General features: G+C 69.2%; 27 protein-coding genes, 1 other RNA gene and 1 pseudogene. 19 read left to right on the forward strand and 10 right to left on the reverse strand.

Features of this window, described 5'->3' with window-relative positions; genetic code table 11:
- Positions 1 to 77: 77 nt before the first annotated feature.
- A complete protein-coding gene (locus IU476_RS25345; protein WP_438944068.1) occupies positions 78 to 1,730 on the reverse strand; it encodes an acyl-CoA synthetase in 1,653 nt (550 codons plus the stop codon).
- Positions 1,731 to 1,848: 118 nt separating this feature from the next.
- Positions 1,849 to 3,219 carry an FAD-binding oxidoreductase gene (locus tag IU476_RS25350; protein ID WP_195104130.1) on the reverse strand — a complete coding sequence of 457 codons (1,371 nt, stop codon included), beginning with the start codon at positions 3,217 to 3,219 and terminating at the stop codon, positions 1,849 to 1,851.
- Positions 3,220 to 3,412: 193 nt separating this feature from the next.
- On the opposite strand from IU476_RS25350, the gene IU476_RS25355 reads away from it, so the two are divergent.
- Positions 3,413 to 4,048: a hypothetical protein gene (locus IU476_RS25355; protein ID WP_195104131.1), complete on the forward strand. Its 636-nt coding sequence runs from the start codon at positions 3,413 to 3,415 to the stop codon at positions 4,046 to 4,048.
- Between the two features lie 182 nt (positions 4,049 to 4,230).
- On the opposite strand, the gene IU476_RS25360 is transcribed toward IU476_RS25355, so the two are convergent.
- Positions 4,231 to 5,466: an acyl-CoA dehydrogenase family protein gene (locus IU476_RS25360; RefSeq protein WP_195104132.1), complete on the reverse strand. Its 1,236-nt coding sequence runs from the start codon at positions 5,464 to 5,466 to the stop codon at positions 4,231 to 4,233.
- Positions 5,467 to 5,491: 25 nt separating this feature from the next.
- A complete protein-coding gene (locus tag IU476_RS25365) occupies positions 5,492 to 6,883 on the reverse strand; it encodes an acyl-CoA dehydrogenase family protein (protein WP_438944069.1) in 1,392 nt (463 codons plus the stop codon).
- A gap of 177 nt (positions 6,884 to 7,060) precedes the next feature.
- On the opposite strand from IU476_RS25365, the gene IU476_RS25370 reads away from it, so the two are divergent.
- Together IU476_RS25370 and IU476_RS25375 are read left to right on the forward strand one after the other, a co-directional pair.
- Positions 7,061 to 7,651 carry a class I SAM-dependent methyltransferase gene (locus tag IU476_RS25370; protein ID WP_195104134.1) on the forward strand — a complete coding sequence of 197 codons (591 nt, stop codon included), beginning with the start codon at positions 7,061 to 7,063 and terminating at the stop codon, positions 7,649 to 7,651.
- 105 nt (positions 7,652 to 7,756) lie between these two features.
- Positions 7,757 to 9,184 (forward strand): glycosyltransferase family 39 protein, encoded by a 1,428-nt coding sequence (locus IU476_RS25375; protein WP_195104135.1) that lies wholly within the window; start codon positions 7,757 to 7,759, stop codon positions 9,182 to 9,184.
- A 53-nt stretch (positions 9,185 to 9,237) separates the two neighbouring features.
- Here IU476_RS25375 and hisN read toward each other — a convergent pair whose 3' ends face one another.
- The 3 genes from hisN to IU476_RS25390 all read right to left on the reverse strand — a co-directional run bounded on the left by hisN (position 9,238) and on the right by IU476_RS25390 (position 11,566).
- Positions 9,238 to 10,023 (reverse strand): histidinol-phosphatase, encoded by a 786-nt coding sequence (gene hisN, locus IU476_RS25380; RefSeq protein WP_195104137.1) that lies wholly within the window; start codon positions 10,021 to 10,023, stop codon positions 9,238 to 9,240.
- A gap of 17 nt (positions 10,024 to 10,040) precedes the next feature.
- The gene (locus IU476_RS25385) at positions 10,041 to 10,847 is read right to left on the reverse strand and encodes an SDR family oxidoreductase (RefSeq protein WP_195104139.1); all 807 of its coding nucleotides are present in this window, start codon (positions 10,845 to 10,847) and stop codon (positions 10,041 to 10,043) included.
- A gap of 131 nt (positions 10,848 to 10,978) precedes the next feature.
- Positions 10,979 to 11,566, reverse strand: a complete 588-nt coding sequence (locus IU476_RS25390) for an NADPH-dependent FMN reductase (protein ID WP_195104141.1) — start codon at positions 11,564 to 11,566, stop codon at positions 10,979 to 10,981.
- Positions 11,567 to 11,699: 133 nt separating this feature from the next.
- Between IU476_RS25390 and IU476_RS25395 the strand changes: the two genes are divergently transcribed.
- The 12 genes and pseudogenes from IU476_RS25395 to IU476_RS25450 all read left to right on the forward strand — a co-directional run bounded on the left by IU476_RS25395 (position 11,700) and on the right by IU476_RS25450 (position 21,246).
- Positions 11,700 to 12,557 (forward strand): helix-turn-helix domain-containing protein, encoded by an 858-nt coding sequence (locus IU476_RS25395; RefSeq protein ID WP_195104143.1) that lies wholly within the window; start codon positions 11,700 to 11,702, stop codon positions 12,555 to 12,557.
- A gap of 139 nt (positions 12,558 to 12,696) precedes the next feature.
- Complete coding sequence (gene prfB / locus IU476_RS25400; RefSeq protein ID WP_195104145.1) at positions 12,697 to 13,815, forward strand: peptide chain release factor 2; 1,119 nt, start codon at positions 12,697 to 12,699, stop codon at positions 13,813 to 13,815.
- Positions 13,816 to 13,959: 144 nt separating this feature from the next.
- Entirely contained in the window at positions 13,960 to 14,811 is an 852-nt protein-coding gene (locus IU476_RS25405; RefSeq protein WP_195104147.1) for a mechanosensitive ion channel family protein, read from the forward strand.
- Positions 14,798 to 14,956: an Rv3103c transmembrane domain-containing protein gene (locus IU476_RS25410; RefSeq protein WP_195104149.1), complete on the forward strand. Its 159-nt coding sequence runs from the start codon at positions 14,798 to 14,800 to the stop codon at positions 14,954 to 14,956. The genes IU476_RS25405 and IU476_RS25410 overlap by 14 nt, the downstream gene beginning before the upstream one ends.
- 56 nt (positions 14,957 to 15,012) lie before the next feature.
- Positions 15,013 to 15,702, forward strand: a complete 690-nt coding sequence (gene ftsE, locus IU476_RS25415) for a cell division ATP-binding protein FtsE (protein WP_195104151.1) — start codon at positions 15,013 to 15,015, stop codon at positions 15,700 to 15,702.
- Positions 15,702 to 16,607 carry a permease-like cell division protein FtsX gene (gene ftsX, locus IU476_RS25420; protein WP_195104153.1) on the forward strand — a complete coding sequence of 302 codons (906 nt, stop codon included), beginning with the start codon at positions 15,702 to 15,704 and terminating at the stop codon, positions 16,605 to 16,607. Before ftsE ends, ftsX begins: the two co-directional genes overlap by 1 nt.
- A gap of 162 nt (positions 16,608 to 16,769) precedes the next feature.
- Positions 16,770 to 18,641 (forward strand): annotated as a pseudogene (gene recQ, locus IU476_RS25425) (DNA helicase RecQ); the annotation flags it as partial.
- A gap of 397 nt (positions 18,642 to 19,038) precedes the next feature.
- Positions 19,039 to 19,275, forward strand: a complete 237-nt coding sequence (locus IU476_RS25430) for a hypothetical protein (protein ID WP_195104155.1) — start codon at positions 19,039 to 19,041, stop codon at positions 19,273 to 19,275.
- Positions 19,272 to 19,580 carry a hypothetical protein gene (locus IU476_RS25435; RefSeq protein WP_195104156.1) on the forward strand — a complete coding sequence of 103 codons (309 nt, stop codon included), beginning with the start codon at positions 19,272 to 19,274 and terminating at the stop codon, positions 19,578 to 19,580. Before IU476_RS25430 ends, IU476_RS25435 begins: the two co-directional genes overlap by 4 nt.
- Before the next feature lie 118 nt (positions 19,581 to 19,698).
- Positions 19,699 to 19,974 (forward strand): WLR motif membrane protein, encoded by a 276-nt coding sequence (locus tag IU476_RS25440; protein WP_195104157.1) that lies wholly within the window; start codon positions 19,699 to 19,701, stop codon positions 19,972 to 19,974.
- Positions 19,975 to 20,051: 77 nt separating this feature from the next.
- A complete protein-coding gene (locus tag IU476_RS25445; RefSeq protein WP_195104158.1) occupies positions 20,052 to 20,291 on the forward strand; it encodes a WLR motif membrane protein in 240 nt (79 codons plus the stop codon).
- 307 nt (positions 20,292 to 20,598) lie between these two features.
- Positions 20,599 to 21,246: a slipin family protein gene (locus IU476_RS25450; RefSeq protein WP_195104159.1), complete on the forward strand. Its 648-nt coding sequence runs from the start codon at positions 20,599 to 20,601 to the stop codon at positions 21,244 to 21,246.
- Positions 21,247 to 21,572: 326 nt separating this feature from the next.
- Here the strand turns inward: IU476_RS25450 and IU476_RS25455 are convergent, their stop codons facing one another.
- Positions 21,573 to 22,376: a helix-turn-helix transcriptional regulator gene (locus IU476_RS25455; protein WP_195104160.1), complete on the reverse strand. Its 804-nt coding sequence runs from the start codon at positions 22,374 to 22,376 to the stop codon at positions 21,573 to 21,575.
- Between the two features lie 127 nt (positions 22,377 to 22,503).
- Between IU476_RS25455 and IU476_RS25460 the strand changes: the two genes are divergently transcribed.
- The 3 genes from IU476_RS25460 (at position 22,504) to ssrA (ending at position 24,343) form a co-directional block, all read left to right on the forward strand.
- Positions 22,504 to 23,349 carry an SDR family NAD(P)-dependent oxidoreductase gene (locus IU476_RS25460; RefSeq protein ID WP_195104161.1) on the forward strand — a complete coding sequence of 282 codons (846 nt, stop codon included), beginning with the start codon at positions 22,504 to 22,506 and terminating at the stop codon, positions 23,347 to 23,349.
- A gap of 58 nt (positions 23,350 to 23,407) precedes the next feature.
- Entirely contained in the window at positions 23,408 to 23,881 is a 474-nt protein-coding gene (gene smpB, locus IU476_RS25465) for an SsrA-binding protein SmpB (protein WP_195104163.1), read from the forward strand.
- Positions 23,882 to 23,972: 91 nt separating this feature from the next.
- Positions 23,973 to 24,343: a transfer-messenger RNA gene (ssrA, locus tag IU476_RS25470) on the forward strand.
- Positions 24,344 to 24,428: 85 nt separating this feature from the next.
- On the opposite strand, the gene IU476_RS25475 is transcribed toward ssrA, so the two are convergent.
- Entirely contained in the window at positions 24,429 to 25,118 is a 690-nt protein-coding gene (locus IU476_RS25475) for a DUF899 domain-containing protein (protein ID WP_195104166.1), read from the reverse strand.
- Between the two features lie 135 nt (positions 25,119 to 25,253).
- Here IU476_RS25475 and IU476_RS25480 point away from each other — a divergent pair, with 135 nt between their 5' ends.
- Entirely contained in the window at positions 25,254 to 25,442 is a 189-nt protein-coding gene (locus IU476_RS25480) for a hypothetical protein (RefSeq protein WP_195104168.1), read from the forward strand.
- A gap of 41 nt (positions 25,443 to 25,483) precedes the next feature.
- On the opposite strand, the gene IU476_RS25485 is transcribed toward IU476_RS25480, so the two are convergent.
- Entirely contained in the window at positions 25,484 to 26,674 is a 1,191-nt protein-coding gene (locus IU476_RS25485) for a DUF1444 domain-containing protein (RefSeq protein WP_195104170.1), read from the reverse strand.
- Positions 26,675 to 26,986: the final 312 nt, after the last annotated feature.

Consider the following 26,986-nt stretch of genomic DNA (forward strand, 5'->3'; position numbering starts at 1 on the left):
AACCCTAGCAAGCAGGCCTGATGGGATGTGGTTCGTGTCTCTGTAACCGAAGGTACGCCTATAACTAGACAGTCGACCTACTGTGTGACGGGGTAGTCGACGAGGGTGCGGCGCAGCAGTTTGCCGGTCGTGTTGCGGGGGAGTTCCTCCAGGAAGACGACCTCGCGCGGCACCTTGTAGCGCGCCAGGTTCCCCTTCACGTAGGCCTTGATCTCCTCGGCGTCGGGTGTGACGCCCGGCTCGGGCACGATGAACGCGCGCAGCCGCTTGCCGAATTCCACGTCGTCCACGCCCACGACGGCGGCGTCGAAGACGTCGGGGCGCTCCAGCAGCAGATTCTCGACTTCCTGCGGGAAGACGTTCTCGCCGCCGGAGACGATCATGTCGTCGTCGCGGCCGTCGACGAACAGCAGGCCGTGCTCGTCGAAGTGGCCCACGTCGCCGGAGGACATGTAGTCGCCGATGATCTCCTTGTGCCGGCCGTCGGTGTAGCCCTTGAACGGTGCGCCGGAGCGGATGAAGATCCGGCCTTTAACGTGCTTGTCGCGGATGCGGCGGCCGTCCTCGTCGAACAGCGCGACCTCACAGGTGGTGGGCGGGCGGCCCGCGGTGCCCGGGGCGATGGCCAGGTCCTCGGGTCGCGCGACGGTGGCGACCGCGCATTCGGTGGAGCCGTAGAGGTTGTAGACGACGGGGCCGAACGCCTCGGTGGCGCGCAGCGTCAGCTCGGGCGACAGCGCGGAACCCGCGAGCACGATGGATTTCAGCGACGACAGGTCGTACTTCGCCCGGACGGCCGGGTCGAGTTCCACCATGCGATGCAGCATGGTCGGCACCGCGACCAGCATCTCCACCTTGTGCTCGGCGATCTTGCGCAGCGTGGTCTCGGCGTCGAAGCGGCGGATGAGCACCACCTCGCAGCCGAGGCCGGCCGCGACCAGCCAGGTGGCCTGGCCGGTGCTGTGGAAGATGGGCGAGACGATCATCATCCGGCCCTGCCGCGGGAACGGCAGCCGGTCGATCACCTGCACCGTCGACAGCGGCGAAACCTTATCGCGCGGAGCGCCTTTCGGTAAGCCGGTGGTGCCGCTGGTGAGGATGATGAACCCGCCGGGCTTGGCGGGCAGCGGCAGCGGCTCCCGGGAGTTGGCGGCCATCAGTTCCTCGACCGTGGCCGCGCCCTCGGGGAGTTCGTGGCCCTCGTCGACCCAGGTGAGTACGCGGGGTAGCTCGGGCGGCAAGGCGTCGAGCAGGCCGACGAATTCGCTGTCGTGCAGGACCGCCTTGACGTTCTCGCGCTCGCAGACCTCGGCGAACTGCGGCTTGGCGAAGCCGGTGTTCATCAGGGCCAGCCGGGCGCCGAGTTTGCCCGCGGCCGCCATCGCCAGCAGCAGGCCGCGATGGTCGCGGGCCAGGATGCCGAGCACCGTGCCGGGCGTGACGCCCAGGCCGCGCAGGCCGTGCGCCAGCGCGTTGGAGCCCTCGTCGAGTTCCCGGTAGGTGAGCGCGCCGCGCTCGTCGATCGCCGCCACATTGCCCGGCCAGGTGCGCGCCGCGTGCCGGACCATCGTCGCCTGCGGGCCCAGCACCCGCGATTCCTTGATGGTGCGCAGTGTCTCCACGGGGTCGCGCGGGTCGATGAACCCCCGCGTCCGCAGTACGTTCAGGCCGCGCAGCGTCTCCACGGTGTGGACCGCCCTGCGCTGTACGTCTTCCAGAATCGAGGTCACCTCGAACACCTCCGCGTGCCCAACGTGCGTCGCCGCACGCCACCCATCCGTGTCTGGAAGGTAGCAGCCGGGTGTGACCTGGGATACACAAATTCGGCCAAGTCGGGCGTCGGCGTGCCTACCGTCCGCGCACGCACTTGTCGTAGAGGTCGGGGAAGCGGCCGTCGGGGTCGTAGCGGTGCTTCAGGCGGTGGTAGGTCTCGCCGCCGTACAGCTGCCAGAACTCGTCCTCGGTGTAGTGCGCGGTCGAGTACAGGGGCTTGCGGCCGCCGAGTTCGGTGATCTTGCGTTCGATCAGCCGGTTGTGATGGCCCGGTGCCTGACCGGCGCGCAGCCGCACCGGTGCCCAGAAGCCGACGCTGACGAACAGCTTGCCGGTCTCGATCGGATACAGGCTCGCGGCGCGGCGCATCACGAAGGGGCACAACCAGACCGGGGAGATGCCGACCTCGCGGTCGAAGAAGGCCAGGAACTCGGGCACCGTCTCCGCGGGCAGGTCGGCGTCCTGCAGCACCCACTCCACCGGGCGGCCCGCCGCGGTGAGGAGCCGGTCGACGCGGCCGTCGTTGCGTGCCCACATCTGTAGCCGCCGCAGGGTTTCCGCGTTGCGGTAGCGCCGGGGCCACAGCCGCCGCACCGCCGGAATCTCCAGGCCGAAGGCCTTCGAGGTCCAGTACAGGTCGGTGTCCCAGCGCCAGAGGTAGTCGCGGATGGTCAGGAAGTCCTCGGTGTGCGACCGGACGGCGTGGTAGTAGACGCGCCGGCCCGTGTAGTCCGACAGGTAGGGCGCGGTATTGGTGAAGGTGCCCAGGCTCAGGTGCACCGCGTCCGGCGCGAAGTACGTGCCGTCGACGAAATCGACTGTCTCGCCATCGAACTCGCGGGTCTCGACGATCTTGCGCAGCGTGTCCACCCATTCGGCGGGCGAGGTGGTGCGGACGTGCCGCAGCCGGACGATCGGCTGCGCGGGCTCGACATCGATCCGCAGCCGCAGCGCGTAGCCGAGGCAGCCGTAGGAATGGGGGAGGGCGTGGAACAGTTCGGCGTGCGAGTTGTCGGCGGTGGCCGTGACGATCTCGCCCTCGCCGGTGAGGATTTCCATCTCGGTGACGCAGTCGTGCGGCAAACCCGCACGGAACGACGAGGATTCGGCGCCGGTGCCGACGACCGCGCCGCCCAGCGTGATGGTCTTGCAGTCCAGCACCAGCGGGGGCAGCACCTGGCGGGCGAGGGTGGCGTCGGCGATCGTCTCGTAGGTGGCCATGCCCTCGACCTCGGCGGTGCGGGCCTGCGGATCGACGGTCAGGACCCGGTCGAACTTCCGCACGTCCAGGCCGGCGCCGTGCTGTGCGCGGGGACGCCACAGGTTGGAGGTGGATTTGACCAGGTGCACGGGCTCGCCGGACGGTAGCGCCTCGAAGGTGTCGCGCAGGTCGGCGACGGCCCGGCGGTGGCGCGCGAGAGCGATATCGGACGGTGTATCGGACATGGCATCCCCTGTCGCACTGGAGGATTCGGGGGCGCCGGCGACGCTGCCGTACGTCCGTGCGAATCCCGCTGCGCCGGTTCATTTCCGGGCCTGCCGCGGTTGCGGTACCCCAGCATGACACGCACCTCCGACAACGACGCGGGGATTGCGCGGGCCGCTGCTCGATGTCGGGGTCAGCACTTAGTGTGAAGGCATGCGTATCGCTGTGCTGACGGTGCTCCTTCTCCTGGCGGCCGGGTGCTCCCTGACCAAGGACGGCGAGCCACACCCGGTGCCGGGCGCAGCCGCGGCGCCCCCGTCGCGCGGTGCCGCGCTGTCCGACGTCGACGCCTGGGTTCGTTCCGGAGCCCCGGTGGACCCCGCCCGTTTCGGCACGGCCACCACCCGTGACGGCAAGGTCACGTCCCTGAACGGCGATATCGCGTTCGTCGACGAGACCGGAAAGATCAAGTGCACCACCGACTTCCACAGCGGTTTCAAAGACCTCAGCTGCCTGGTCGACCTGAAGAACCCACCCCCGCGGCCGCCGGGCGAACAAATCGGCAACTGGGTCGGCGGCTGGATCGACTACTCCGGCCCGACGCTCTCGGTGGGTTCCCTCCACGGCGACCCGGGCCCGTTCATCCGCGGCAACGGCCCAACCCTCCCCTACGGCAGCCGCATCACCGCAGGAGATTTCACCTGCCGCCTGGAACCAGGCGCCCTCGTCTGCCTCCACGAATCCGCGAAATCCGCCGTCCGAATCAGCGACGCGGGAGTAATCCCCTTCGGCTGCCTACATGAACAGGCCGACCCGAAATCCTATGTCGGCCAGGCCTTCACCTGCTGAGTGCAGCGGCTGCGGCATCCACCGTCGCCCCCGCTGTTCAGCTGTCGACTCCCGGCAATGGCACGCGCAACACTTCACGCCACTCATAACGCTGACGTGGGGTGCGTTGTGAACCGGAAATGAGGAACCGGTGTGGTTCGGTAGAACCACACCGGTTTCGAGTCCCCACTCGCGTCAGTGCGTCACTTCAGTTCGGCGCTGGTCAGTTCCAGGACCCGGCGGGCCACGATGAGTTGCTGGATCTGCTGGGTGCCCTCGAAGATGTCGAGGATCTTGGCGTCGCGGGCCCACTTCTCCAGCAGGAGGCGCTGGGAGTAGCCGACGCCGCCGGCGAGTTCGACGGCCTTGAGGGTGACGTCGGTGCCCATGCGGCCGGCCTTGGCCTTGGACATGGAGGCCTCGAGGGAGTTGGGCTTCTTGTTGTCGGCCATCCAGCCGGCGCGCAGCGACAGCAGGTAGGCCGCTTCCCAATCCGCTTCCAGGCGAAGGAATTCCGCGGCGGCGGCGTGCTGGGCGTTGGCGGGGCGGTCGTAGTCGATCTCGACGCCGGACTCGGTGAGGATCTTGCGCAGTTCCTCGAGGGCGGCGCGGCCGACGCCGACGGCCATCGCGGCCACCAGCGGGCGGGTGTTGTCGAAGGTCTGCATGACCCCGGCAAAACCCTTCTCCACGTTGACTTCCGGGCTGCCGAGGATGTTGTCCTTCGGAATCCGGCAGTCCTCGAGCCGCAACTCGGCGGTGTCGGAGGCCTTGATGCCCAGCTTGTGCTCGAGCCGGGCGACGGTGAGCCCCGGTGCGTCCCGCGGCACCACGAACGACTTGATGGCGGCGCGGCCCTTGGTCTTGTCGACCGTCGCCCACACCACGATGTGGGTGGCGCGCGAACCGGCGGTCACGAAGATCTTGGTGCCGTTGAGAACCCACTCGTCGCCGTCGAGCACCGCGGTGGTGGACACCGCCGCCGAGTCGGAACCGAACGAGGGCTCGGTGATGGCCATGGCGGCCCACACCTTGCCGAACCGGTCCAGTTGCTCGTCGGTGGCGACCGCGGCGATGGCGGCGTTGCCGAGACCCTGATACGGGATCGACAGCATCAGGCCGACGTCGCCCCAGGACGTCTCCAGGGCGTTCATCAGCGCGGACATGTTGCCGCCGTTGGAGTTTCCGAGCAGCTCGGTGGCGTGGCTGTCGGGCTTCTCGCCGGTCTCGGACTTGCGGCCGCCGGTGGCGCCCGAGATGTCCTGGGTACCGGAGTCGGCCAGGCCCTCCACCATGGCGGCCATGGTGTCCAGCTCGACCGGGTACTCGTGCTCGGCGAGGTCGTACTTGCGCGAGATCGGGCGGAAGATCTCCTGCGCGACCTGGTGCGCCTGGTTGGCGCTGGCCCGCAGCTTCTTGGGGAGTTCGAGATTGATCATGATGGTCTCCGTTGCGGAAGTCGGGCTAGACGAGAACGACGCCTTCGGCGATGCCGATGGCACGGAGGTCGCGGTACCAGCGCTCGACCGGGTGCTCCTTGGTGAAGCCGTGCCCGCCGAGCAGCTGCACGCCGTCCAGGCCGATCTGCATGCCCTTGTCGGTGGCCAGCTTCCGGGCCAGCGCCGCCTCACGAGCGAACGACAAGCCCTGCTCCGCGCGTGACGCACCCCGCAGAGTCACGAGCCGCATGCCGTCCAGTTCGATAGCGATATTGGCGACCATGAACGCCACCGCCTGGCGATGCGCGATCGGCTCGCCGAACGCCTCGCGCTCCTTCACGTACGGAATCACGTAGTCCAGCACGGCCTGACCGGTGCCGACCGCCAGCGACGCCCAGCCCAGGCGGGCCAGCCGCACCGCGTCGGCGTACTCCTCGGCGCGCTGGGCGGCGTCGCCGTCGCCCAGAATCGCGTCGGTGGAGACCGCCACGTTGTCCAGGATCAGCCGGCCCAGGCCCGCGGCGCGCAGACCCATGCTCGGGTCGGCCTCGATCACGACGCCCGGGGTGTCGGATTCCACGATGAACAGCGCCGGGCGGCCGTCCAGCTCGGCGGCGACGACGAACAGTTCGGCGTCGCCGGCGGCCGGGACCAGGCTCTTCACGCCGTTGAGGCGGTAGCCGCTGGGGGAGCGGGTGGCCTTGGTCTGCAGCGCGAACGGGTCGAACAGCGGCCGCGGCTCGCTGATCACGACCGACGCCTGCGGCACGTTCTCGCCGGTGAAGGCGCCCAGGTAGGTCTTCTGCTGCGCGTCGGTGCCCCACTGCGACAGCGCGACCGCGACACCCGAGGGCGCCAGGATCGGCAGGGCCAGGCCCATGTCGCCGTGCGCGAGCGCCTCGGCCACCATCGAGTTGGTGACCGCGCCGCGCTCGGCGGCCGCGCCCTCCAGCTCCTCGGGCACGTTGATCAGCGTGATGCCGAGCTCGGCGGCGCGCTCGAGCAGGTCGCGCGGGGCCTTGGCGGCGCTGTCGGCCTCGTAGGCGGCCGGGCGCAGGATCTCCTCGGCGAACTCGCGGACCGTCTCGACGATCATCTTCTGCTCGTCGCTCGGGGTGAGGTCGAAGTAGTCCTTGGTGCGGGACTCGTTGGCGGGCAGCCGCTTCGGCTGGCCGCCCCCGGCGACCTTGTTGAACGCGCGGGTGGCCTTGCCGAGCGTGCGGAAGCCGGTCTTGGTGCCTTCGTAGGTGAGCCGGTTGATCGGCTCGCGCAGCTTGTACTTCTCGGCGAGCTCGGACCCGGTGAGGGTCGTCATGACTCGCATGGCCGCGCCCATCCAGTCGCGCTTCTGCGGATTCAGGCCCACGGCGGAATCCGGACGTCGCTTCGTTGCGGTGTCTCGAGTGCTCATAATCACCAGTTTTCTCGGAGTGGGGGTGGGTGATCGGTCCCAGCATCTTACTGTCGAGTAAGGCTATCTTACTCCAGAGTAAGAAAGACGTCGAGCGGCAGCATACGGAGAGCGATCTCCGCCACAGCCACGGGTCGGCCGGCGTGCCCCGCCGTAGGGGTTCCGTGCCGATAGTGTCGGTTGATGGGCCAGTTTCATTTCGATCCCGACTCCTACGCCGAACTGATGGCCGCGGAGGTCCCCGCCTACGCGCGCCTGCAGGCCGCGGTGCGCGACGCGACCATCGGGGTGAGCCGGGTCGGCCGGATTCTGGACCTGGGCACCGGCACGGGCGTGACGGCACGCGGCGTGCTGCAGGTGCATGCCGGGGCGACGCTGGTCGGCGTCGACGCGAGCGCGCCGATGCTCGAGCGGGCCCGCGCGGCACTGCCCGTGGACGCTGAACTGCGGGTGGGCCGCCTGCAGGACCCGCTGCCGCCCGGCCCGTTCGAGCTGGTGGTCTCGACGCTGGCGGTGCACCACCTCGACGGTCCCGGCAAGGCCGACCTGTTCCGTCGCGTGGCTCGCGAACTGGTGCCCGGCGGGCGATTCGTCCTGGGGGACTTGGTGATTCCCGACGACCCCGCCGACGCCGTCACTCCCATCGATGGCGACTACGACACTCCCAGCACCGCCGCTGAGCAGGCGCGGTGGCTGCACGAGGCGGGCTTCACGGTCGAGACCGCCTGGGAGTACAAGGATCTCGCGGTGTTCGTAGGCGACCTGCGAAACTGACGCGGGCCGGGCTCCGACGCGGGCCGGGCTCCACAGCGGCCGGGCTCCACTGCGGCCGGTTCCCGGTGCGGAACGGCGGCACGTGTGGTGTGGCAGGGTTGCCAGATGTACTACGTCGCGGTGATCTTCGCGGTGGTGCTGGTGGCCGTGGCGGGCCGGTACGGCTATCACCGCGACGAGTTGTATTTTCTGGCCGCCGGGCGGCATCTGGACTGGGGATACCCCGATCAGCCGCCGCTCGTGCCCGCGCTCGCCCGTGTCATGTCGGCGATCGACCCTGATTCGCTTGTGCTCCTGCGATTCCCGGCAGTCGTGGCGGCGACGGTCGTGGTGCTCGTCACCGGTCTGATGGCGCGGGAATTGGGTGGCGGGCGGTTGGCAGGTGGGCTGGCGGCCGGTGCGGCGGCGATCTCGACCCTGGTTGTCGCGACCGGTCATCTGTTGAGCACCACCACGTTCGATCTGGCGCTGTGGTCCTCGATCGTGCTGCTGGTGGTGCGGCTCGCCGGTGGGAGAGCGGATCGACGGTTGTGGCTCGCCGTCGGTGTGCTCGTCGGGCTCGGGCTGCAGACCAAGGCGCTGCTGGTGATCCCGGTGCTCGCGCTGGTTGCCGCCCTGCTTCTCATGGGGCCGCGAAAGGTGTTCGCTACCAGATATTTTCCGCTCGGAGTGGTGTTGGCCGCGCTGACCTGGCTGCCGTACCTGTGGTGGCAGGCGCGCAACGGGTGGCCGCAATGGGAGTTGAGTCGAGCGATCGCGGGCGGGTCGTCGGGGACGTCGAATTCGCGAGGTGAGTTCGTGGCCTTGCAGTTCGTGCTGATCGGGCTGTTCCTGGTGCCGCTGTGGGGGTTCGGGTGGTGGCGGTTGTGGCGCGACCGGCGTTACCGCGCCTTCCCGGTCGCCTACGTGCTGTTGTTCGCGGTGTACCTGGTTCTCGGCGGCAAGGCCTACTACCTGGGCGGGATGTATCGGGTGCTGCTGGCGGCCGGGTCGGTGCCGCTGGCCGGGTTGGTGAGTCGGCACCGGAAGGCTTGGGCCGCAGTGGTTCCCGTGGCTATGGTGCAGGCGGCGGTGTCGGTGGTGGTGTTTCTCCCGGTGCTTCCGGTTGCCACGTTGTCCGAGTCTCCCGTTCCGGCAATCAATTACGATGTCGGTGAAACCGTGGGCTGGCCGGAGTTCGTGCGTCAGGTCGCCGCTGCCCGCCACCGCGACGCCTCGGACGCGCCGATCCTCACTGCCAATTACGGCGAGGCCGGGGCCATCGAACGCTTCGGTGCCCCATACGATTTGCCCACCCCGCACAGCGGCCACAATGCCTACTGGTGGTGGGGTCCGCCACCCGCCGCCGTCCCCGTGCTGACCGTCGGCATCCCACGCGACGAGCTCGAATCCCTCTGCGCGGACCTACATTTCGTCGCCAACCTCGACAACGGCCTGAACATCGCCAACGACGAACAACACGCCCCACTCTTCACCTGCACACCTCGCTCCTCATGGCAGCAGCTCTGGCCCCGACTACGCCGATCGGGTTGATGCGGCGTTGCGAAGCGCGCCGCTGCCCGCCGGAGTACCGCGTCGGCCTCGGGTCAGGGACGCAGGCGGGCGAGGACTTCGTCGTGGAGCGCGCTGTTGGTGGCCACGGCGCTGCCGCCGTGCGGGCCGGGAGTGCCGTCGAGGGCGGTAAAACTGCCGCCGGCCTCGCGGATCAGGACGTCCAGGGGCGCCAGGTCCCACAGCGAGACCTCGGGTTCGGTGGCGATGTCGACCGCGCCCTCGGCGAGCAGGCAGTAGCCGAAGAAGTCGCCGTAGCCGCGGGTGCGCCACACGGTGTCGGTCAGATCGATCAGCTGGTCGCGCAGGCCGAGGTCGCGCCAGCCGGAGAGACTGGAGATGGCCAGGCTGGCGGCACCGAGTTCGCGGACCGCCGACACCGCGATCGCCTTCGGCGGCTCGGCCTCGAACCGGGTCCACGCGCCGGAACCCGTTGCCGCCCACCACCGCCGGGCCAGCGCGGGGGCGCTCACCACACCCACCACCGGGACGCCGTCCGCGAGCAGCGCGATCAGCGACGCCCAGACCGGCACCCCGCGCACGAAGTTCTTGGTGCCGTCGATCGGGTCGAGCACCCACTGCCGTCCGGTGAACTCGGCGTCGCCGCCGAACTCCTCGCCGAGTACGGCATCGCCGGGACGTGCGCGCTCGAGTTCGGCGCGCAGCGCGCGCTCCACCGCCAGATCCGCGTCCGAGACCGGCGTCAGGTCCGGCTTGCTGTCGACCTTCAGATCCAAGGCGCCGAAGCGGGCGCGGGTGATCGCGTCGGCCGCGTCGGCCAAGCGCAGGGCGAGCTCGAGGTCCGCGGAATGGTCGGTCACGCGGCACACGTTAGCCGTTACCGCGGGATCTCCCAGACCGCGGGCCAGTCCTTGCCGCGGAAGGCGGCGTCGATGCCGCCGTCGCAGAACACCACCGAGCCGACGAAGAATCCGGCCTTGTCCGACATCAGGAAGCCCACCAGATCCGCGATCTCCTCGGGTCGCCCGGCCCGGCCGATCGGGGTGGCGGCGAGGAAGCCTTTCATGCCTTCGCCGATGAGGGCGTCGTCGGTGCCCTCCTGCGTCATCGGCGTATCGATCAGCCCCGGCGCGATGGCATTGAGCCGGATGCCTTCCTTGATGTACTCGGCCGACCGGGTGCGCGCGTACCAGGCCAGCGCCGCCTTGGTGGCCGGGTAGGCCTGGATCGCGCCGAGATCGCCGAACGACTCGGCGATCTCGCGCGCCCGCTGTTCCTCCCCGGCCAGGCAGGCCTCGGCGAGCTCGACGGGCCAACCCGGTTGCGTCGTAGTGGAATTCGACGACACCAGCACCACCGACGCGCTCCCGGCCGCCCGCAGCAGCGGACGCACGCCCGCGAGGACTTCGATCGCACCGAAGTAATTGACCGACACCACGAGGCCGCCCGGACGGCCGGTCGCCGCGGCCACCCCGGCGAAGGGCAGGAAACCGTCGAGCCGCCCCTCGCCGAGCCGGGTGATCTCGGCGACCGCGTGCGCGCGTCCGTCCCGAGTCCCGAGATCGGCGGTCACCTCGGCATCGCGCAGATCCACCCCGATCACCCGATGTCCGGCCTGCTCCAGCTGCGCACACACCGCCGCCCCGATCCCCGACGCGCTCCCGGTCACAGCGACAGTGCCCATCACACCCTCCTCATCGACGGCCGAACCGCCATCACACCACGCCCACCCGCCGCCCTGCGACACCGTGTCCGGTCAGCGGGTGCCACGCTTGCGACGCCCGCGCAGGCGCGCTACTCCGTGCGCATGGCGCTTCAGGCGGCGACCCGGGCCGCGGCCAATGCGCTTGCCCACCACTGCAACTGGTCGAGCATCGCGGTAGCGGCCTCGGCGGGGCCGGTGGGTTCGGTCAGGTTGCCCTCGGTGTCGAACAGCAGGTAGTAGCGGGGGAACGAGACGTAGTTGCGGACGGTGTGGGCGTTGAGTTCGTTGAACACCGAGCGCAGATGCTCGATGGCGAGCAGGCCGCCGGTGAGACCGCTGTAGCCGACGAAGCCGATCGCCTTCCGATCCCACTGCGTGAAGTGCCAGTCGATGGCGGTCTTCAACGACGCCGGGTAACTGCGGTTGATGTCCGGAGTCACGATCACGACGGCGTCGGCCCGGTCGAGACTCTCGGTGAGACCGGCCATCCCCGCCGGACGGATCGGATTCGGCTCGATCATCGGCGAGGTCGCGGGCAGCGCCAGCGGCAGCTCCGCGTCGGCGAGATCGACCACGTCGACCTCGAAACCGCCGTGCTCGCGGGCCCGCTCGGCGAACCAGTTCGCCACCACCGGGCCGAACCGCCCGTCGCGAACGCTGGCGATGATCACGGCGAGCCGCAGGGTGTTGTCGGACATTTCCCTCTCCTTCACAGGTCGTATCGCTTGGTACGACTCTGCTGCCCGCCGCGACGGTGAGGGAGCCCGCTGTGAGGGTGGTAGTGGCAGGGATACCCTTCGGGCCGCCGCCGCTGTTAACGTCGAACAGGCCATGAGTGACAACGAACTCGGCCTGTTCCTGCGCACCCGGCGCGAGGCCGTGACACCCGCCGAGGTCGGGCTCGCACCCGGCGCGCGTCGACGCACCCCGGGCCTGCGCCGCGCCGAACTGGCCACCCTGGCCGGAGTCAGCGTCGAGTACCTGATCCGCCTGGAACAGGGTCGCGACCGTCACCCGTCCTCGGCCGTCCTGTCCGCGCTCGCCGACGCCCTGCGCATGACACCCAGCCAGCGCGTGCACCTGTACCGCCTGGTCAAAGGCGCTGACCCGGGATTCCACTGCTTGGGCGGCGCCACCCCGAACCGTGTGGTGCGCCCGGCCGTGCAAGCCGTGCTCGACCAACTCGAACCCGCGCCCGCCGCCGTGCTCAACCGGCTCGGCGAGGTGCTGGCCTGCACCGACGGCTACCACCGGGTGATGGGCCCGCTCGGCCTGCTCGACGGCGGCCTGCCCGCCAGCATTCCGCGCTACCTGTTCACCGACGAGCGGGCCCGCACCGCCTACCCGGACTGGGAGCACTGGGCCGACAAGGCCGTCGCGAACCTCAAAGAGGGCCCGTTCCAATCGGATCCGCAGGTCGCCGCCTTGGTCGAAGAGTTGACCGTCACCGTCGGCGCGGAGTTCACCGGCCGCATGGAGCGCGTTCCGGGCTTCGCCGACGCCAACGGCATCGCCCGCCTGAACCACCCGGAAGCGGGTTCCCTGCGCTTCGCCTACGAGCGCCTGGACCTGTCCGCCGACGACGATCAGCACATCCTGATCAGCCTCCCCGCCGACGACGCCACCGCCGCCGCCCTGGACACGCTGATCGGCCGCCGCCCGGGAGGATTGCGGGCGGTCTCCGGCTGACCGCCGCGCGCCGCCCTGACCTGCGCGTCGCCTGCGTCCTACGCGAGTCCCGCACCGCGCCGGGCGAGTTCGCGCGCCACATCCGCGCTGACCTCGGCGTATTTCGCGCCGCTGAGCGCGACCGGTAGATTGGACAATCGTGCATCCTGACGTTTCCGCTGATCTCGCCGAACTCGACACCACCCTGAAGACCGTCGAGTCGGTGCTCGACGTCGACGAGCTGCGACGCCGGATCGACGAACTCGAGCACCAGGCCGCCGACCCGGACCTGTGGAACGACCAGGAGCACGCGCAGAGGGTCACCAGCGAACTGTCGCACTCCCAGGGCGAACTGCGGCGCGTCACCGAACTGCGCCAGCGCCTCGAGGACCTGCCGGTGCTCTACGAACTCGCCGAGGGCGAGGAGGGCGAGGCCCGCACCGCCGCCCTCGCCGAGGCCGACGCCGAACGCGCCGCCCTGCACACCGACGTGGAGGCGATGGAGGTCCGCACCCTGCTGTCGGGCGAATACGACAAGCGCGAGGCGCTGGTCAACATCCGTTCCGGCGCCGGCGGTGTCGACGCCGCCGACTGGGCCCAGATGCTGATGCGCATGTACGTGCGCTGGGCGGAGCGGCACAAGTACCCGGTCGAGCTGTACGACACGTCCTACGCCGAAGAGGCCGGGATCAAGAGCGCGACCTTCGCGGTCAAGGTGCCCTATGCCTACGGCACGCTGTCGGTGGAGATGGGCACGCACCGCCTGGTCCGCATCAGCCCGTTCGACAACCAGGGCCGCCGCCAGACCTCCTTCGCCGAGGTCGAGGTGCTGCCCGTGGTGGAGACCACCGACCACATCGACATTCCCGAGGGCGACATCCGCGTCGACGTCTACCGCTCGTCTGGCCCCGGCGGCCAGAGCGTCAACACCACCGACTCCGCGGTCCGGATCACCCACCTCCCGACCGGCATCGTCGTCACCTGTCAGAACGAGAAGTCGCAGCTGCAGAACAAGATCTCGGCGATGCGCGTGCTGCAGGCCAAGCTGCTCGAGCGCAAACGCCTGGAGGAGCGCGCGGAGATGGACGCGCTCAAGACCACCGAGGGCGCGTCGTGGGGCAACCAGATGCGCTCCTACGTGCTGCACCCGTACCAGATGGTCAAGGATCTGCGCACCAACTACGAGGTGAACAACCCCACCGCCGTCCTCGACGGGGATATCGACGGTTTCATCGAGGAGGGCATCCGCTGGCGGATGCGCCAGGGGGACGAACAGTAGCGCCGGAATTTCCACGGACCGCGCTATCACGGCGCAATCACGACGTTTCGAGCCGCGCGAACACCGTAGTAGCCTGTCTGGCGTGTATTTCGGTGGCAGCGTGATTCGTGGCGGTTTCCGGTGCACGCCGGAGAGGACGGACGGATGATCACGAATCTCGCCGCCGGCTCGGACATCACCAGCTGGTTGCGCAGCAGCGGTCTGGAGATCGTGCTGCTGGTCGTGGGCGCGATGCTGTTCAGCCGGTTCGCGACGTTCGTGCGCGACCGGATCACCCGGCGCATCGACGCCGGTTTCCAGAGCAGCGATTCGCTGGTGCGCTCGGAGGCGGCCAAGCACCGGCACGCGCTGGCGCAGGTCGTCACCTGGGTGCTGCTGTCGGTCGTCTACTTCCTGGTGGCGCTGTCGGTGTTGCAGCGCTTCGGGTTTCCGCTCACCGGCCTGGTCGCGCCGGCCGCTGTGATCGGTGCCGCCGTAGGTTTCGGTGCCCAGCGCATCGTGCAGGACCTGCTGGCCGGATTCTTCCTGATCACCGAGCGGCAGTACGGATTCGGCGATGTGGTGAGCATCGCGGTCACCGGGCAGACGGTGCCCGCGGAGGGTACGGTCGAGGACGTCACGTTGCGGATCACCACCCTGCGCAACGTCGACGGCGAGGTGATCACGGTGCCCAACGGCCAGATCGTGAAAGTGACCAACCTGTCCAAGGATTGGGCGCGCGCCGCGATCGACGTGCCGGTGCCGGCCACCGCCGACATCACCAGGGTCAACGAGATCCTGCACGAGGTGGGCACGAAGGCCTTCCAGGACCGCCGGCTCAAGACGCTGCTGCTCGACGAGCCGACGGTGATGGGCCTCGAGGATCTCACGGTCGACCAGATGAACATCAGAATGGTTGCCAGAACTTTGCCAGGTAAGCAATTCGAGGTCGGGCGGGAGCTGCGGGTGCGGGTGGCCGCGGCCCTGCGCCGGGAGGGTATGAGTGAAACCGCGTAAGTCCACCGCGATCCTCGTCACCGTCTGGGTCGCGACGTTCGTCCTGTACGTGTTCGTCAAGCCGGCTACTCCGGAGCACCCCGAGTTCACGCCGATCGCGAATACCATTCCGAAATCGGTCGTTTCGTCGTCCACCGAGCACTGACGCGAATGTGACACCGCGCGGGAATGCCGGTTCTTCGCTGGCTACACTGGCTGCTCGTGATAACCCTGCGGAACGTCACCAAGTCCTTCCCGACCTCCACCAGGCCGGCGTTGGACAATGTGTCCGTCGAGATCGACAAGGGCGAGTTCGTCTTCATCATCGGGCCATCCGGTTCGGGCAAGTCGACGTTCATGCAGTTACTGCTCAAGGATGTGAAGCCGACCTCCGGTGAGGTGCACGTCGCCGATTTCCGCGTCGACCGGCTGCCCGGCCGCCGGGTGCCCAAGCTGCGCCAGCGCCTCGGGTGCGTGTTCCAGGATTTCCGGCTGCTGCAGCAGAAGACGGTGGAGCAGAACGTGGCCTTCGCCCTGGAGGTGATCGGCAAGAACCGCAAGTTCATCCAGCGCGCGGTCCCGGAGGCGCTGGATCTGGTGGGCCTGTCGGGCAAGGCCGACCGGCTGCCCAGTGAGCTGTCCGGCGGCGAACAGCAGCGGGTCGCGATCGCGCGGGCGTTCGTGAACCGGCCGCTGGTGCTGCTGGCCGACGAGCCCACCGGCAACCTCGACCCGGAGACCAGTCAGGACATCATGATGCTGCTGGAACGCATCAACCGCGTCGGCACCACGGTGCTGATGGCCACCCACGACAACCACATCGTCGACGCCATGCGCCGGCGGGTGGTCGAGCTGGATCGCGGCCGCCTGGTGCGCGACGAGGCGACCGGCGTGTACGGGGTGGGCCGGTAATGCGCGCGAGCTTCCTGTTCGGCGAGGTCTTCAACGGCCTGCGCCGCAACGTGACCATGACCATCGCGATGATTCTCACCACCGCGGTCTCGCTGACCATGCTCGGCGGCGGCCTGCTGGCGGTGCGGATGGCCGACAAGACCGAGCAGTACTTCCTGGACCGGCTCGAGGTCCGGCTGTACATGACCGACGAGGTGTCCGCAGGCGACCAGGACTGCTCCAAGGATCCGTGCCGGACGCTGATGGCCGACCTGAAGCAGACCTCCGGCGTGGTGTCGGTGCAGTACCTGAGCCGCGAGGACGCGATCCGCGAGGCCAAGGAGAAGACCTTCAAGGACCAGCCCGAGCTGGCGGCCTACGTCAGCGAGTCGCCGCTGCCGGCCTCGCTGCGGGTGAAGATGCAGGACGCGGGGGAGTACCCGCGCATCTTCCAGGAGTTCCAGGGTCGCGAGGGCGTCGGTTTCGTCCGCAACGACAAGGATATCGTCGACCGGTTGGTGAGCCTGTTCGATGGCCTGCGCAACGCGGCGTTCGGCCTGGCGGTGCTGCAGGCGCTGGCGGCGCTGCTGCTGATCGCGAACATGGTGCAGATCGCGGCGTTCACCCGCCGCACCGAGGTCGGCATCATGCGCCTGGTCGGCGCCACCCGCTGGTACACCCAGCTGCCGTTCCTGCTGGAGGCGGTGGCGGCCGCGCTGGCCGGCTCGGTGCTCGCGGTGATCGGCCTGCTCATCGCCCGCCCCCTGGTCATCGACCGGGCGCTCGGTGACCTGTTCGCCTCCAAGGTCTTTCCCCGCCTCACCGGCGACGACATCGCGATGGTCGTGATGACGATCGTTCCGGTGGGCATCGTGTTCGCGGCGCTGACGGCCTACGGGACACTGCGGTACTACGTGCGGGAGTGAGGCGGGACCTCCGTCCTCCGGAGTGGGGCACAACCTATCCGGGTTGAGGCAGATGACGTAGGTGGCGTGCTGGGATGGCCAATTCGGCTGTAGGGGGTGCGGGAACGGGTAAAGGGTGCGGGAATTCGCGTGGGGGTCGCGCTGTCGGCGGAGATCCGTAGGATGGCCTGCGTGAGTTCCCCCGAGACGCTCGAGACGGTGGTCGACCAGCCCGGTGCGGGCGCGAAATCCGATGCGGCGCACGAGGTTCTGCGTCGCGTGTTCGGGTACGAGAGCTTCCGGGGGCTACAGGCCGACATCGTCGAGCAGGTCGTCTCCGGCGGCGACGCCCTGGTGCTGATGCCCACCGGCGGCGGCAAATCGCTGTGCTACCAGATCCCCGCGCTGGTGCGTCCGGGTGTGGGCGTGGTGATATCACCGCTCATCGCGCTGATGCAGGACCAGGTGGACGCGCTGAACGCGCTCGGGGTGCGCGCCGGCTTCCTCAACTCCACCCAATTCCCCGACGAGCGCCGCACGGTCGAGGCGCAGTTCGTCGCCGGTGAGCTGGATCTGCTGTACCTCGCGCCCGAGCGCCTGCGCATCGACTCCACACTGCAACTACTGGATCGGGCGAAGGTGTCGGTCTTCGCCATCGACGAGGCCCACTGTGTCTCCCAGTGGGGCCACGACTTCCGCCCCGACTATCTGTCGCTGTCGATCCTGCACGAGCGCTTCCCGGACGTTCCCCGCATCGCGCTGACCGCGACGGCCACGGAGGCCACCCGCAAGGAGATCGCCGAGCGCCTCGATCTCACCGGCGCCAAGCATTTCGTCGCGGGGTTCGACCGCCCCAACATCCAATACCGCATCGAGCCGAAGAACCGGCCGGATCAGCAGCTGCTGAACTTCATCAGCAGCGAGTACCCGGGCGAGGCGGGCATCGTCTACTGCCTGTCGCGCAATTCGGTGGAGAAGACGGCGGAGTTCCTCAGCCGCAACGGCATCGAGGCGCTGCCGTACCACGCCGGGCTGGACGCGCGCACCCGCGCCGCCAACCAGTCGCGGTTCCTGCGCGAGGACGGCTTGGTCGTCGTCGCCACCATCGCCTTCGGTATGGGCATCGACAAACCCGACGTGCGCTTCGTCGCCCACCTCGACCTGCCCAAATCGGTGGAGGGCTACTACCAGGAGACGGGCCGCGCCGGGCGCGACGGCCTGCCGTCCACCGCGTGGATGGTCTACGGCCTCAACGATGTCGTGCAGCAGCGCAAGCTGATCGACAACTCCGAGGGCGACGCCGCCCACCGCCGCCAGTTGCAGCTGCACCTGGACGCCATGCTCGCGCTGTGCGAGACCGTGCAGTGCCGCCGCACCCAGCTGCTCGCCTACTTCGGCCAGCGCGGCGAGCCCTGCGGCAACTGCGACACCTGCCTGAATCCGCCGGAATCCTGGGACGGCACCGTCGCCGCCCAGAAGGTGCTCTCCACGGTGCTGCGGCTCAAGCGCGAGCGCGGGCAGAGCTTCGGCGCGGGCCACATCACCGACATCCTCGTCGGCAAGGCCAACCCGAAGGTGTTGCAGCACAACCACAACGAGCTCAAGGTCTTCGGCATCGGCACGGAGCTGCGCGACACCGAGTGGCGCGGCGTCGTCCGCCAGCTGCTCGCCCAGGCGCTGCTGGCGGTGCACGGCGAGTACGGCGTGCTCACCCTCACCGAGGCCAGCCACGAGGTGCTGTTCTCCGGTCGCAAGGTGATGCTGCGGCGCGAGCCGGAACGGGCCAAGGCCGCGAAAGCCCCGCGCGCCAAGACCTCTCGCATGGCGGCGGCGGATCTGCCCCCGGCCGACGCCGACCTGTTCGAACGGCTGCGGGCCTGGCGCGCCGCGGTCGCCAAGGAGCAGGGCGTGCCCGCCTACGTCGTCTTCCACGACGCCACGCTGCGCGAGATCGCGGCCCGCAAGCCGTCCGGCCTCACCGAACTCGGCGCGATCAGCGGCATCGGCGAGAACAAGCGCGCCAAGTACGGCGAGGGCGTGCTCGAGGTGGTGGCAGGCGGGGCGGGAGAGGCATCTTCGGGCTCCTCGGCACCGGCTTCCTCCGGGAGCGCGGCATCTACCGCGGCATCCCGCGGCGCTACTGTGCCGGGCGCTACGGGCTCGCGCACTGCGGGTTCCGGCGGTGTGGGTCCAGGCGTCGCGGGATCGGGCGCTAAGGGGTCGCGCACTACGGGGCCGCGCCGAGCCATGTCCACCGAGTCGTCGGGTGGCGAGTCGGCGGGGCGCGAGTCGTCGGCCGCCGCTTCGTCGGGCGGCAACGCTGCGGGGCGCGAGTCGTGGGGCCACGAGCCGCCGCCGGACTGGAACCATGAGCCGCCGCCGGACTGGGATTTCGAGCCGCCGCCGGACGAAAACTACTGAGCGCCAGCGCCACTGGTCGTAGGATCCGAGCATGACGACCAAGCTGTCGATCACGATGCCGGACGCCACCGCGGTGGCGGCGCGCAACGCGGCGGCAGCGGCGGGCAAACCCCTGTCCACCTGGATCGCCGACGTCGTGGACCGGGCCGCGTGGCGGGCCGCGTGCGACCACGACGCGGCCGTGATCCGCGGCCACGACCTGCTCGGCGGCGAGTGGGCGCGGCGGCAGGCGGCGATCATCGCGGCGATTCGCGGCGGTCACGGGTGAACGCGCAGCGTGGCGAGATCATCCTCAGTCAGGAAACGTTGATTCCCGGCGGCATCATGTACCTGGTCGTCTCCGGCCACGACTACAACGCCGACCAGCCCGACCGCCGCATCGTCGTCGAGGTGGTCGGGCCGCAGTTCGCCGCCGCCGGCGCCTATCTCTACGACCTGGGCCCGGTGGGTGCGGCGGTGCTCGCCGCCCCGACCACCCAGCCGACGGATTGGCTGCACGGCGAGCCGATCGCCACGGTCGACGACAGGGTGATGGCCGACATCGCCGATCGCCTGTCCCGGCACTTCCGGTAGCTCCGCGGCCACGACGAGGCGTTCGACCAGGCCTTGTCGGTAGCCGAGGCGTAACGCCGCCGACCGCGTCGACCCGATCGGCGTTTATCGCGAGCCCGGATCTGGGTACCGTTCCGGTATGGCACTCGGCGACGACGACGTGAATCGAGGGGACGGTGTCGCTCCCGGCCAGGGTGCCTTCGCGCCGTCGGAGAACACGGTCCGGCTCACGCCGTCGCCGGGACAGGCGAACCCCTCGCCGGGACAGGCGACGGAAGCCGCACCCGCGACGGCGACCCGGCGAAGCGGATTCCGGCGGCGACCGCTGGGCCGCCCGCGGTGGTCGACGTTGCTGCTGCTGTCGGTGTGGGTCGCCGTGCTGGTCCTCTACCTGCAGGTCCGGCCGGGCGGATAGGAGATCCGGCAATGTTCGTGCCATACCGACCAACCGAAATGCTCGCGCGCGGCGGGCCGGGCGGATAGCGTGCCGCCATGACCCACGACCAGGGCGGCGGTGATCGCTCCGACCAGTCCTCCGACTCCGGCTCCGCTTCCGGCGACGCGCCCGACGCCGCACAGTCGGTCCCCGGCCGTCGCGCCGAGGGCACCGTCGACGCCGGCTGGCTGCGCCCGCACGCCCGGCGCGCGCTGGGCCGCCCGCGGGTGTCGACGGTCCTGCTGATCGTTCTGTGGATCGCGGTGCTCCTGCTCTATCTCCAGCTACATCCTTAGCGCGCCACGGAAATTCGCTCGCGCGGCGGCGCGCGGTTCTCTACCGTTGAGCACGGCCGTAACAAGGGGCGCTCCGGAATCTCCGGTCCGCGTTCCCCGTGTCGGTGCGGCCACGCCATTCAGGTTGGCGCAGACCTTCCAAGTCTGTCGAGGTTCGAGTCCTCTACCAGCGGCGCGTCCCGTCCGGTCGCCCGCGGTGCCGCGGCCCTGCGGGCTCTCCGTCCACGACGGGGGAGCCCCCGCCGCGCTGCCGTGACCGGGCGGGGCGTGTCCGCGCGAATGTTTGTGTGGGGGAAGGAGTTTCACCATGTTCACGACCGTGATGGATTGGCAGCGCACGCTGCTCTACCGCGACGGCAAGCTCGAGAAGGTGCTCGGGCCGGGCCGCCACCGTTACGACCAGCGCCGCTGCACGCTGGTCGCGGTCGACATGCGCCCACGCCAGATGCAGGTGACCGGGCAGGAACTCCTCACCCGCGACGGCTTGTCGCTGCGGGTCAGCTTCACCGTGAGCTGGGTCGTCACCGATCCGCTGTCGTTCACCACCGGCGCGCAGTACCCGGAGACGGTGCTGTACGCCGCCGTGCAGGAGGCGGCCCGCGACAAGGTCGCCGCGCGCACCCTCGACGAACTGGTCGCCGACCGCGCGCTGCTCGCCGGCGCCGACGAGGTGGCCGCGGCCGTCGCGGATCTCGGCATCCGAGTGTCGAGCGTGCGCGCCCGCGACCTGATGCTGCCCGGCGAACTGCGCAAGGCGGCGCTGGAGACGGTGCTCGCCAAGGAGCGCGGCCGGGCCGAGTTGGAGCGGGCCCGCGCCGAGGCGGCGGCGCTGCGGTCGCTGGCCAACACCGCGCGACTGCTCGAGGAGAACCCGTCGCTGCTGCGCCTGCGCACCCTCCAGGTCGCCGCGACCCCCGGCACCCAGGTGGTGCTGGACCCGCGCGACCGGGCATGACGGACACCCGGCGGCACCCTGCGTGCCGCCGGGTGTCGTCCGTTCCCGCCGAGCGAGCGCGTGCTGCCGGGGCTGTCCGTTCCGCCGAGCGCGCGCTTCCGGGTGTCGTCCGTTCCTGCCGAGCGAGCGCATGCCGCCGGGGCTGTCCGTTCCGCCGAGCGCGCGCTTCCGGGTGTCGTCCGTTCCTGCCGAGCGAGCGCATGCCGCCGGGGCTGTCCGTCCCCGCCGAGCGCGTGCTTCCGGGCGTTGTCCGTTCCTGCCGAGCGCATGCTGCCGGGGTGCTGTCCGTTCCGCCGAGCGCGTGGCATCGCAGGTGCGGGTAGCGCTTACCGCCTGAGCTCGGCGCCTCCGCGCGGCAGATAGGTCACGAGGGTGTGTTCGCCGTCCAGGGTGCGCATCTTGGTGATCTCGAATTCGATGCGGCCGAGACTCGGATGGTGGACCACGCGGCTGTCGGAGGTCCGCGCGGCGAGGTCCTTCCTGCGCCACAGGCGCGCGAAATCCGCACTCTCGGTTTCCAATTCGCCGATCAACTCCGCGATGCCGGGCGCGGTGACGTCGTGCCCTGTCAGGGCGCGGAAGAACGCGACCGTCTGCGCGGCCTCAGCTTCCCAATCGTCGGCTGTCGCTCGCATGTCCGCGGAGGTGAAGGTGAACCAGAGGATGTTCCGCCTGGCGTCCGGCACCTGCGACAGGTCGCCGTAGAGCGTCTCCACACCGCGATTCCAGGCGACGACGTCGAACCGGCGACTGATCAGCAAGGCCGGATTCGGATCGAACTGGTCCAGCACCGCCTGGTACCGGTCCATGCCCAGCGCACTCGAGGACTCCGCCACGCGCGGCGGCATCTCGCCCGCCAACCGGAACAGATGCGCCGTCTCGACCTCGTCCAGGCCCAGGACGTCCACCAGGCTGTTCCACACTTGGCGGGACGCGCGCAGCTGCCGACCCTGCTCCAGCCACGTATACCAGGTGACGCTCATCCCCGCGAGCACCGCGACTTCCTCGCGCCGCAGGCCCGGAGTGCGCCGACGGCCGCCGGACGGCAGCCCGAGATCCTCGGGGCGGCGGCGTTCCCGCCGGCTCCGTAGAAACTCGCCCAGTTCCCGGCGCCGATTCGCGGCAGACACGTCACCATCATCGCACCGCTGATCCTGGTGGTCTCGCTACCGGTAGAAGCGCTCTCTGGAGCCGTGCGGACGGCGGCCGCAGGATCGAGATACGGCCTCGCCGAGGCGTATTCGAGAGGGAGTGATCGTGCGCAGCGTATTCATCACGGGTGCCACCGGTGGCATCGGAACGCCGACGGTCCGCTTGCTGGCGGAGCGCGGGTACCGCGTCTTCGCCGGTGTGCGTGACGTAGACAAGGCGAAGGTCTTCGACGGGCTCGACCACGTACTGCCCGTAGTCCTCGATGTGACCGATGAGGCGTCGGTCGCCGAGGCGGCTCGGGAGGTCGGTCGCCGCCTGGGCGGGGACACCCTGGACGCGGTGGTGAACAACGCGGGCATCATCATCGAGGGCCCGGTCGAACTGGTCGAGGAGACGGAGTGGGAGCGCGAGTTCCGGGTCAATGTCTTCGGTCCGGCGGCGGTGATCCGGTCGTTCCTACCTTTGCTGCGTGCGAGCCGGGGCAGGGTCGTCAATGTGACGGCTCCGACGGCGCGCCTGGCGGTCCCCTACAACGCTCCGATCTCGGCGAGCAAGGCCGCGCTCGCGTCGCTGAGCGTCGCGCTTCGCGGTGAGCTCGCGGCGTGGGGCATCAAGGTCGTGATGGTGGAACCCACCGGCACCGAGACCCCGATCTTCGCCCTCGCCGCCGAATCGGCGGACGAGTCACGGCAGCGGGCGGACCCGCGCGTGGTGGAACTCTACGCACCGATGATCGACGCGATCAGGGCATCGGCGGCGCGCATGCCCCTGGAGAAGCCCCAGGCCATCGCCTCGGTTCTGGTCAAGGCGATCACCGCGAAGCGACCGCGAACCCGCTACACCGCGGGTCGTGGCGCCGGGCTGCTGTCCGCTGTCGGCCGCCTGCCGGATCCGATCTCCGACGCCGTCGTCGCCCGGGCCATCGGTATCGCGGGGGTGGGCGCGCGCTAACGCCTCGTTCGACCGGCGCGGAATATTTGGTTGCTCCCGGCCATTACTGTTGACCGTTATGAAGGAGCAGGGGCGCAAGGCTATCGCCACGAACCGCAAGGCGCGGCACAACTACTCGATCCTGGAGACCTACGAGGCCGGGGTCGCGCTGGTGGGTACCGAGGTGAAGAGCCTGCGCGAGGGCAAGGCGTCGCTGGTCGACGCCTACGCCACCATCGATGACGGCGAGGTCTGGCTGCGCGGGCTGCACATCCCCGAATACGGGCACGGCAGCTGGACCAACCACGCGCCGCGGCGCACCCGCAAACTGCTGCTGCACCGGCGCGAGATCGACAAGCTCGTCGGTAAGACCAAGGAGAGTTCGCTCACCCTGGTGCCGCTGTCGATGTACTTCACCGAGGGCAAGGTCAAGGTCGAGCTGGCCCTGGCCAAGGGCAAGCAGGACTACGACAAGCGCCAGGATCTGGCGCGCCGCACCGCGGAGCGCGAGGTGACGCGCGAGCTGGGCCGGCGGATCAAGGGTATGCGGTGAGCACTGCCCCCTGCCGGGAATGACCGACGAGGACGAGATGTTAGGATGAATGGCCCGGCCACCAGCCGGGAACATCTGGATCGATAGCTACGGGGCTGAACGGTTTCGACTGCGTACGTCGATTCAGGGGAAGCGTGTCGGTGCAGGCAGATGACCACCGTAAGCGTCGCTGCAACCCTATAAGCGCCGATTCTCATCAGCGCGACTACGCTCTCGCTGCCTAAGCAGTAGAGCGTGTCTGTCAGCCCGGGTTCGCCCTCGGCCCGGTCCCTGGCATCAGCTAGAGGGCTCTACCGTCCGCCTCGGTCGCGGAGGCGGACGGGACACCGAACAGCGACTGGGATCGTCATCTCGGCTCGTCCGCATGACCGAGAGATCCGAGCAGAGACACAGCGGACTGCACACGGAGAAGCCCTGAAGAAGCGGCGGAGGACCCGGGTTCGATTCCCGGCAGCTCCACCAAAGAAGGCCCGGTCCCAGGACCGGGCCTTCGTCGTTTCGACTTGTTCGGGTCCGAAAGCCCGGCGCGGCTTCAATCGTCGTGGATTCAGGCGGTGGGGTCGCCGTAGGCGGCGGCAATTTCTTTGGAGCTGCTCCAGCGGGAGTAGGTGGGGGATTGGGGCCAGTCGGTGGGGGAGTCTTGCCATTCTTCCTGGCGGCCGTAGGGGAGTAGGTCGATGAGGGCGAAGGTGTGGCTGAGTTGTTCGGTGCCGCGGCCGGTGGTGTGCCAGGTGCGGTAGACGGTGTCGCCGTGGCGGAGGAAGACGTTGACGGCGAAGCCGCCGCCGGGCGGGGCGCCGACGTCGGTGCCGAAGGGGCTGTGGGCGGTGGAGTACCAGGTCATCTTGTTGCCGACGCGCTTCTTGTAGGCGAGCGCCTCGTCGATGGGGCCCTGGGTGACGATGACGAAGCGGGCGTCGTAGTTGTCCAGGAATTCCAGGCGGGTGAATTGCGACGTGAATCCGGTGCAGCCGCCGCACTGCCATTGCTCGCCGGGGAACCACATGTGGTTGTAGACGATCAGCTGCGGTTTGCCGTCGAAGATGTCGGCCAGCCGGACCGGGCCCTCCTCGCCTTCGAGGGTGTAGTCGGGCATTTCGACCATCGGCAGGCGGCGGCGCTGGGCGGCGATCGCGTCGAGTTCGCGGGTCGCGGCCTTCTCGCGGACGCGCAGCGCGTCGAGTTCGCGCTGCCAGGTGTCGGCGTCGACGACGGGCGGTAGTGCTGCTGTGCTCATGGGTGCTCCCTCACGGTGTTCACAGATGGCGGGCTGTAGGTGTAGACGGGGCCCGCCACCCGAACTCATCGCTGCCCCCTTCGCGGCAAGCCGGCATTTCGGAATGACTGTGGCCGGCACGGGTATTGCCTAGCCATGTTCGCCATCGTCGCAGCTGTTCTGTTCGTCATCGCTCTGCTGCTGGAGCTTGCCAACGAAGGGGTGACGTCCGGCGTGGTCGCGTTCGTCATCGCGGGGTTGCTCGGTCTGGCCCTACATCAGGCCGGGTTCAGTGACCGTGTGCCCCGCGGGCAATGGCGGTCGCGCGCCCGTTGGCGTCGGTAGTCCCGACCGAATTACCCTGGGATGCAGCGGTTTACGTCCGCTCACAAGCCGACGGCCAAGGCGCGCAGCTTGTTCATGACCTCCTCGGTGGGCCAGCTGCGGGCCTCGTAGCGGGGCGGGGCCATGTCGGGAACCGGTGTGAGCCCGGCGATCTCCGCCGCGTCGGCGAACGGGATCTCGAACAGGTGCACCGGCTCGTCGCGGTGGTCGACGCCGTAGACGCTGAGGTAATCCGCCTCGGGCAGCAGCCATTCCACGCCCTTGCCCCACACCGCGACCGTGCACGGGCCGTCGTCGCTCTCCACGTAGCTCAGCGCGCCGACGTACGCCGGATCGAGATCGTAAGGGCCGTAGTCGAAGTCGCGCTCGTAGGTCTCGTTGAGCCAGTGCGTCTGCAAACCGTACTCGGTGACCGCCAGACCGCACCTGGCCCGCGCCGCCGCGGGGAGTTGCGGGTGCGGGCCGGCCCGATCGAACGGCACCACCCGGTCGTGCTCGTCGAGGGTGTAGCCCTGCGGGGAGAGCGGGCGGGTGGCCTCGCCGTAGTGCTCCTCGACCATGTCGAAGACCTGGCCCAGGATCTCGGGATCGTCCGGAGCGACGATCAAGGTGTCGTAGTCGGGCATGAAAGCCACGGGCCTGCGCTCGGGTGTCCGATGCGTCGCCAGCCAGCCGGACAGCAACGGCCAGGAGGCGACATAGCCGTCGCCGTCATCGACGTAGCGAATGAAGGTTCCGGGTTCCGTTGTCGCGGGGACAATTTCGGCCAGGTTCCGGTGCGCGGCCGCGAAGAGCTCGTCGGACGTGATGCCCCATTCCCGCAGTGTCGCTTCGAGAATGATCGAGCGCGACGCCGGCTGGTCGTAGGCGACCAGTTCGTGCACGAAAGGAAAGGCCGGACGGGAGACGGGGCGCAGGTCGGGCGGTGCGTCGAGGCCGAAGGTGACCGGCCGCAGGATCGGCCGCAGCTGCTTGCGCGCCGCGGGCCAGCCCGGCAGCTCACCGGAGCTGTCGCGCACCGCGGTGACGAAGCGGAGGATCGCGTCGTCGCGTTCGGAGTCGGGTAGCCCCCGCGTGTCCCGGAACAGGTTGGCGAGATACATGTGCGTGTCGTCGCTGAGCTGGATGGCGAACTCCGCCGGGTCGTACTGGGCGTGCGGGTCGCCGAGGTCACCCACCTGCCGCAGAACCACCGCCGCGAACCTGTCGAACTCGTCGTCGTGAGAATCCACGCGGCCGAGCCTAACCGCGGCGGTGCGATCGGTGGGGCGCTAAGTTTTTCGCCGGTGGAAAGGTTTACGCCGCGCGGGTGGTGCGGCGATGAGCGAAACACGCTGAGCCGCAGGCGATGACGTCATCGTCGGTACGCCGAAGGAGCCGTGACGAACGTAATCCGTTGGGGCCGTGGACGTCGTTGTGCCGGGGGCCGGTTCGCGGACGGTGGGCTGGCGCCGGTGCCGCCGGAGATGTTTACTGTCGCGAGAGAACGATTCCGACTGTGCGGCACGTTCGGATGATGCAAAATAGCTGACACACAGATGAAT

The sequence above is a fragment of the Nocardia blacklockiae genome (assembly GCF_015477355.1).
Taxonomy (GTDB): domain Bacteria; phylum Actinomycetota; class Actinomycetes; order Mycobacteriales; family Mycobacteriaceae; genus Nocardia; species Nocardia blacklockiae.

What these genes read in the sequence shown, in the direction of transcription:
- IU476_RS25390 (WP_195104141.1), bottom strand. Translation starts at nt 11,566, where the DNA reads ATGTCCGACAACACCCTGCGGCTCGCCGTGATCATCGCCAGCGTTCGC.
- IU476_RS25475 (WP_195104166.1), bottom strand. Translation starts at nt 25,118, where the DNA reads ATGAGCACAGCAGCACTACCGCCCGTCGTCGACGCCGACACCTGGCAG.
- IU476_RS25355 (WP_195104131.1), top strand. Translation starts at nt 3,413, where the DNA reads ATGCGTATCGCTGTGCTGACGGTGCTCCTTCTCCTGGCGGCCGGGTGC.
- IU476_RS25375 (WP_195104135.1), top strand. Translation starts at nt 7,757, where the DNA reads ATGTACTACGTCGCGGTGATCTTCGCGGTGGTGCTGGTGGCCGTGGCG.
- IU476_RS25430 (WP_195104155.1), top strand. Translation starts at nt 19,039, where the DNA reads ATGACGACCAAGCTGTCGATCACGATGCCGGACGCCACCGCGGTGGCG.
- smpB (WP_195104163.1), top strand. Translation starts at nt 23,408, where the DNA reads ATGAAGGAGCAGGGGCGCAAGGCTATCGCCACGAACCGCAAGGCGCGG.
- IU476_RS25440 (WP_195104157.1), top strand. Translation starts at nt 19,699, where the DNA reads ATGGCACTCGGCGACGACGACGTGAATCGAGGGGACGGTGTCGCTCCC.
- ftsX (WP_195104153.1), top strand. Translation starts at nt 15,702, where the DNA reads ATGCGCGCGAGCTTCCTGTTCGGCGAGGTCTTCAACGGCCTGCGCCGC.
- IU476_RS25385 (WP_195104139.1), bottom strand. Translation starts at nt 10,847, where the DNA reads ATGGGCACTGTCGCTGTGACCGGGAGCGCGTCGGGGATCGGGGCGGCG.
- IU476_RS25405 (WP_195104147.1), top strand. Translation starts at nt 13,960, where the DNA reads ATGATCACGAATCTCGCCGCCGGCTCGGACATCACCAGCTGGTTGCGC.
- IU476_RS25480 (WP_195104168.1), top strand. Translation starts at nt 25,254, where the DNA reads ATGTTCGCCATCGTCGCAGCTGTTCTGTTCGTCATCGCTCTGCTGCTG.
- IU476_RS25450 (WP_195104159.1), top strand. Translation starts at nt 20,599, where the DNA reads ATGTTCACGACCGTGATGGATTGGCAGCGCACGCTGCTCTACCGCGAC.
- IU476_RS25445 (WP_195104158.1), top strand. Translation starts at nt 20,052, where the DNA reads ATGACCCACGACCAGGGCGGCGGTGATCGCTCCGACCAGTCCTCCGAC.
- IU476_RS25350 (WP_195104130.1), bottom strand. Translation starts at nt 3,219, where the DNA reads ATGTCCGATACACCGTCCGATATCGCTCTCGCGCGCCACCGCCGGGCC.
- IU476_RS25360 (WP_195104132.1), bottom strand. Translation starts at nt 5,466, where the DNA reads ATGATCAATCTCGAACTCCCCAAGAAGCTGCGGGCCAGCGCCAACCAG.
- IU476_RS25370 (WP_195104134.1), top strand. Translation starts at nt 7,061, where the DNA reads ATGGGCCAGTTTCATTTCGATCCCGACTCCTACGCCGAACTGATGGCC.
- IU476_RS25395 (WP_195104143.1), top strand. Translation starts at nt 11,700, where the DNA reads ATGAGTGACAACGAACTCGGCCTGTTCCTGCGCACCCGGCGCGAGGCC.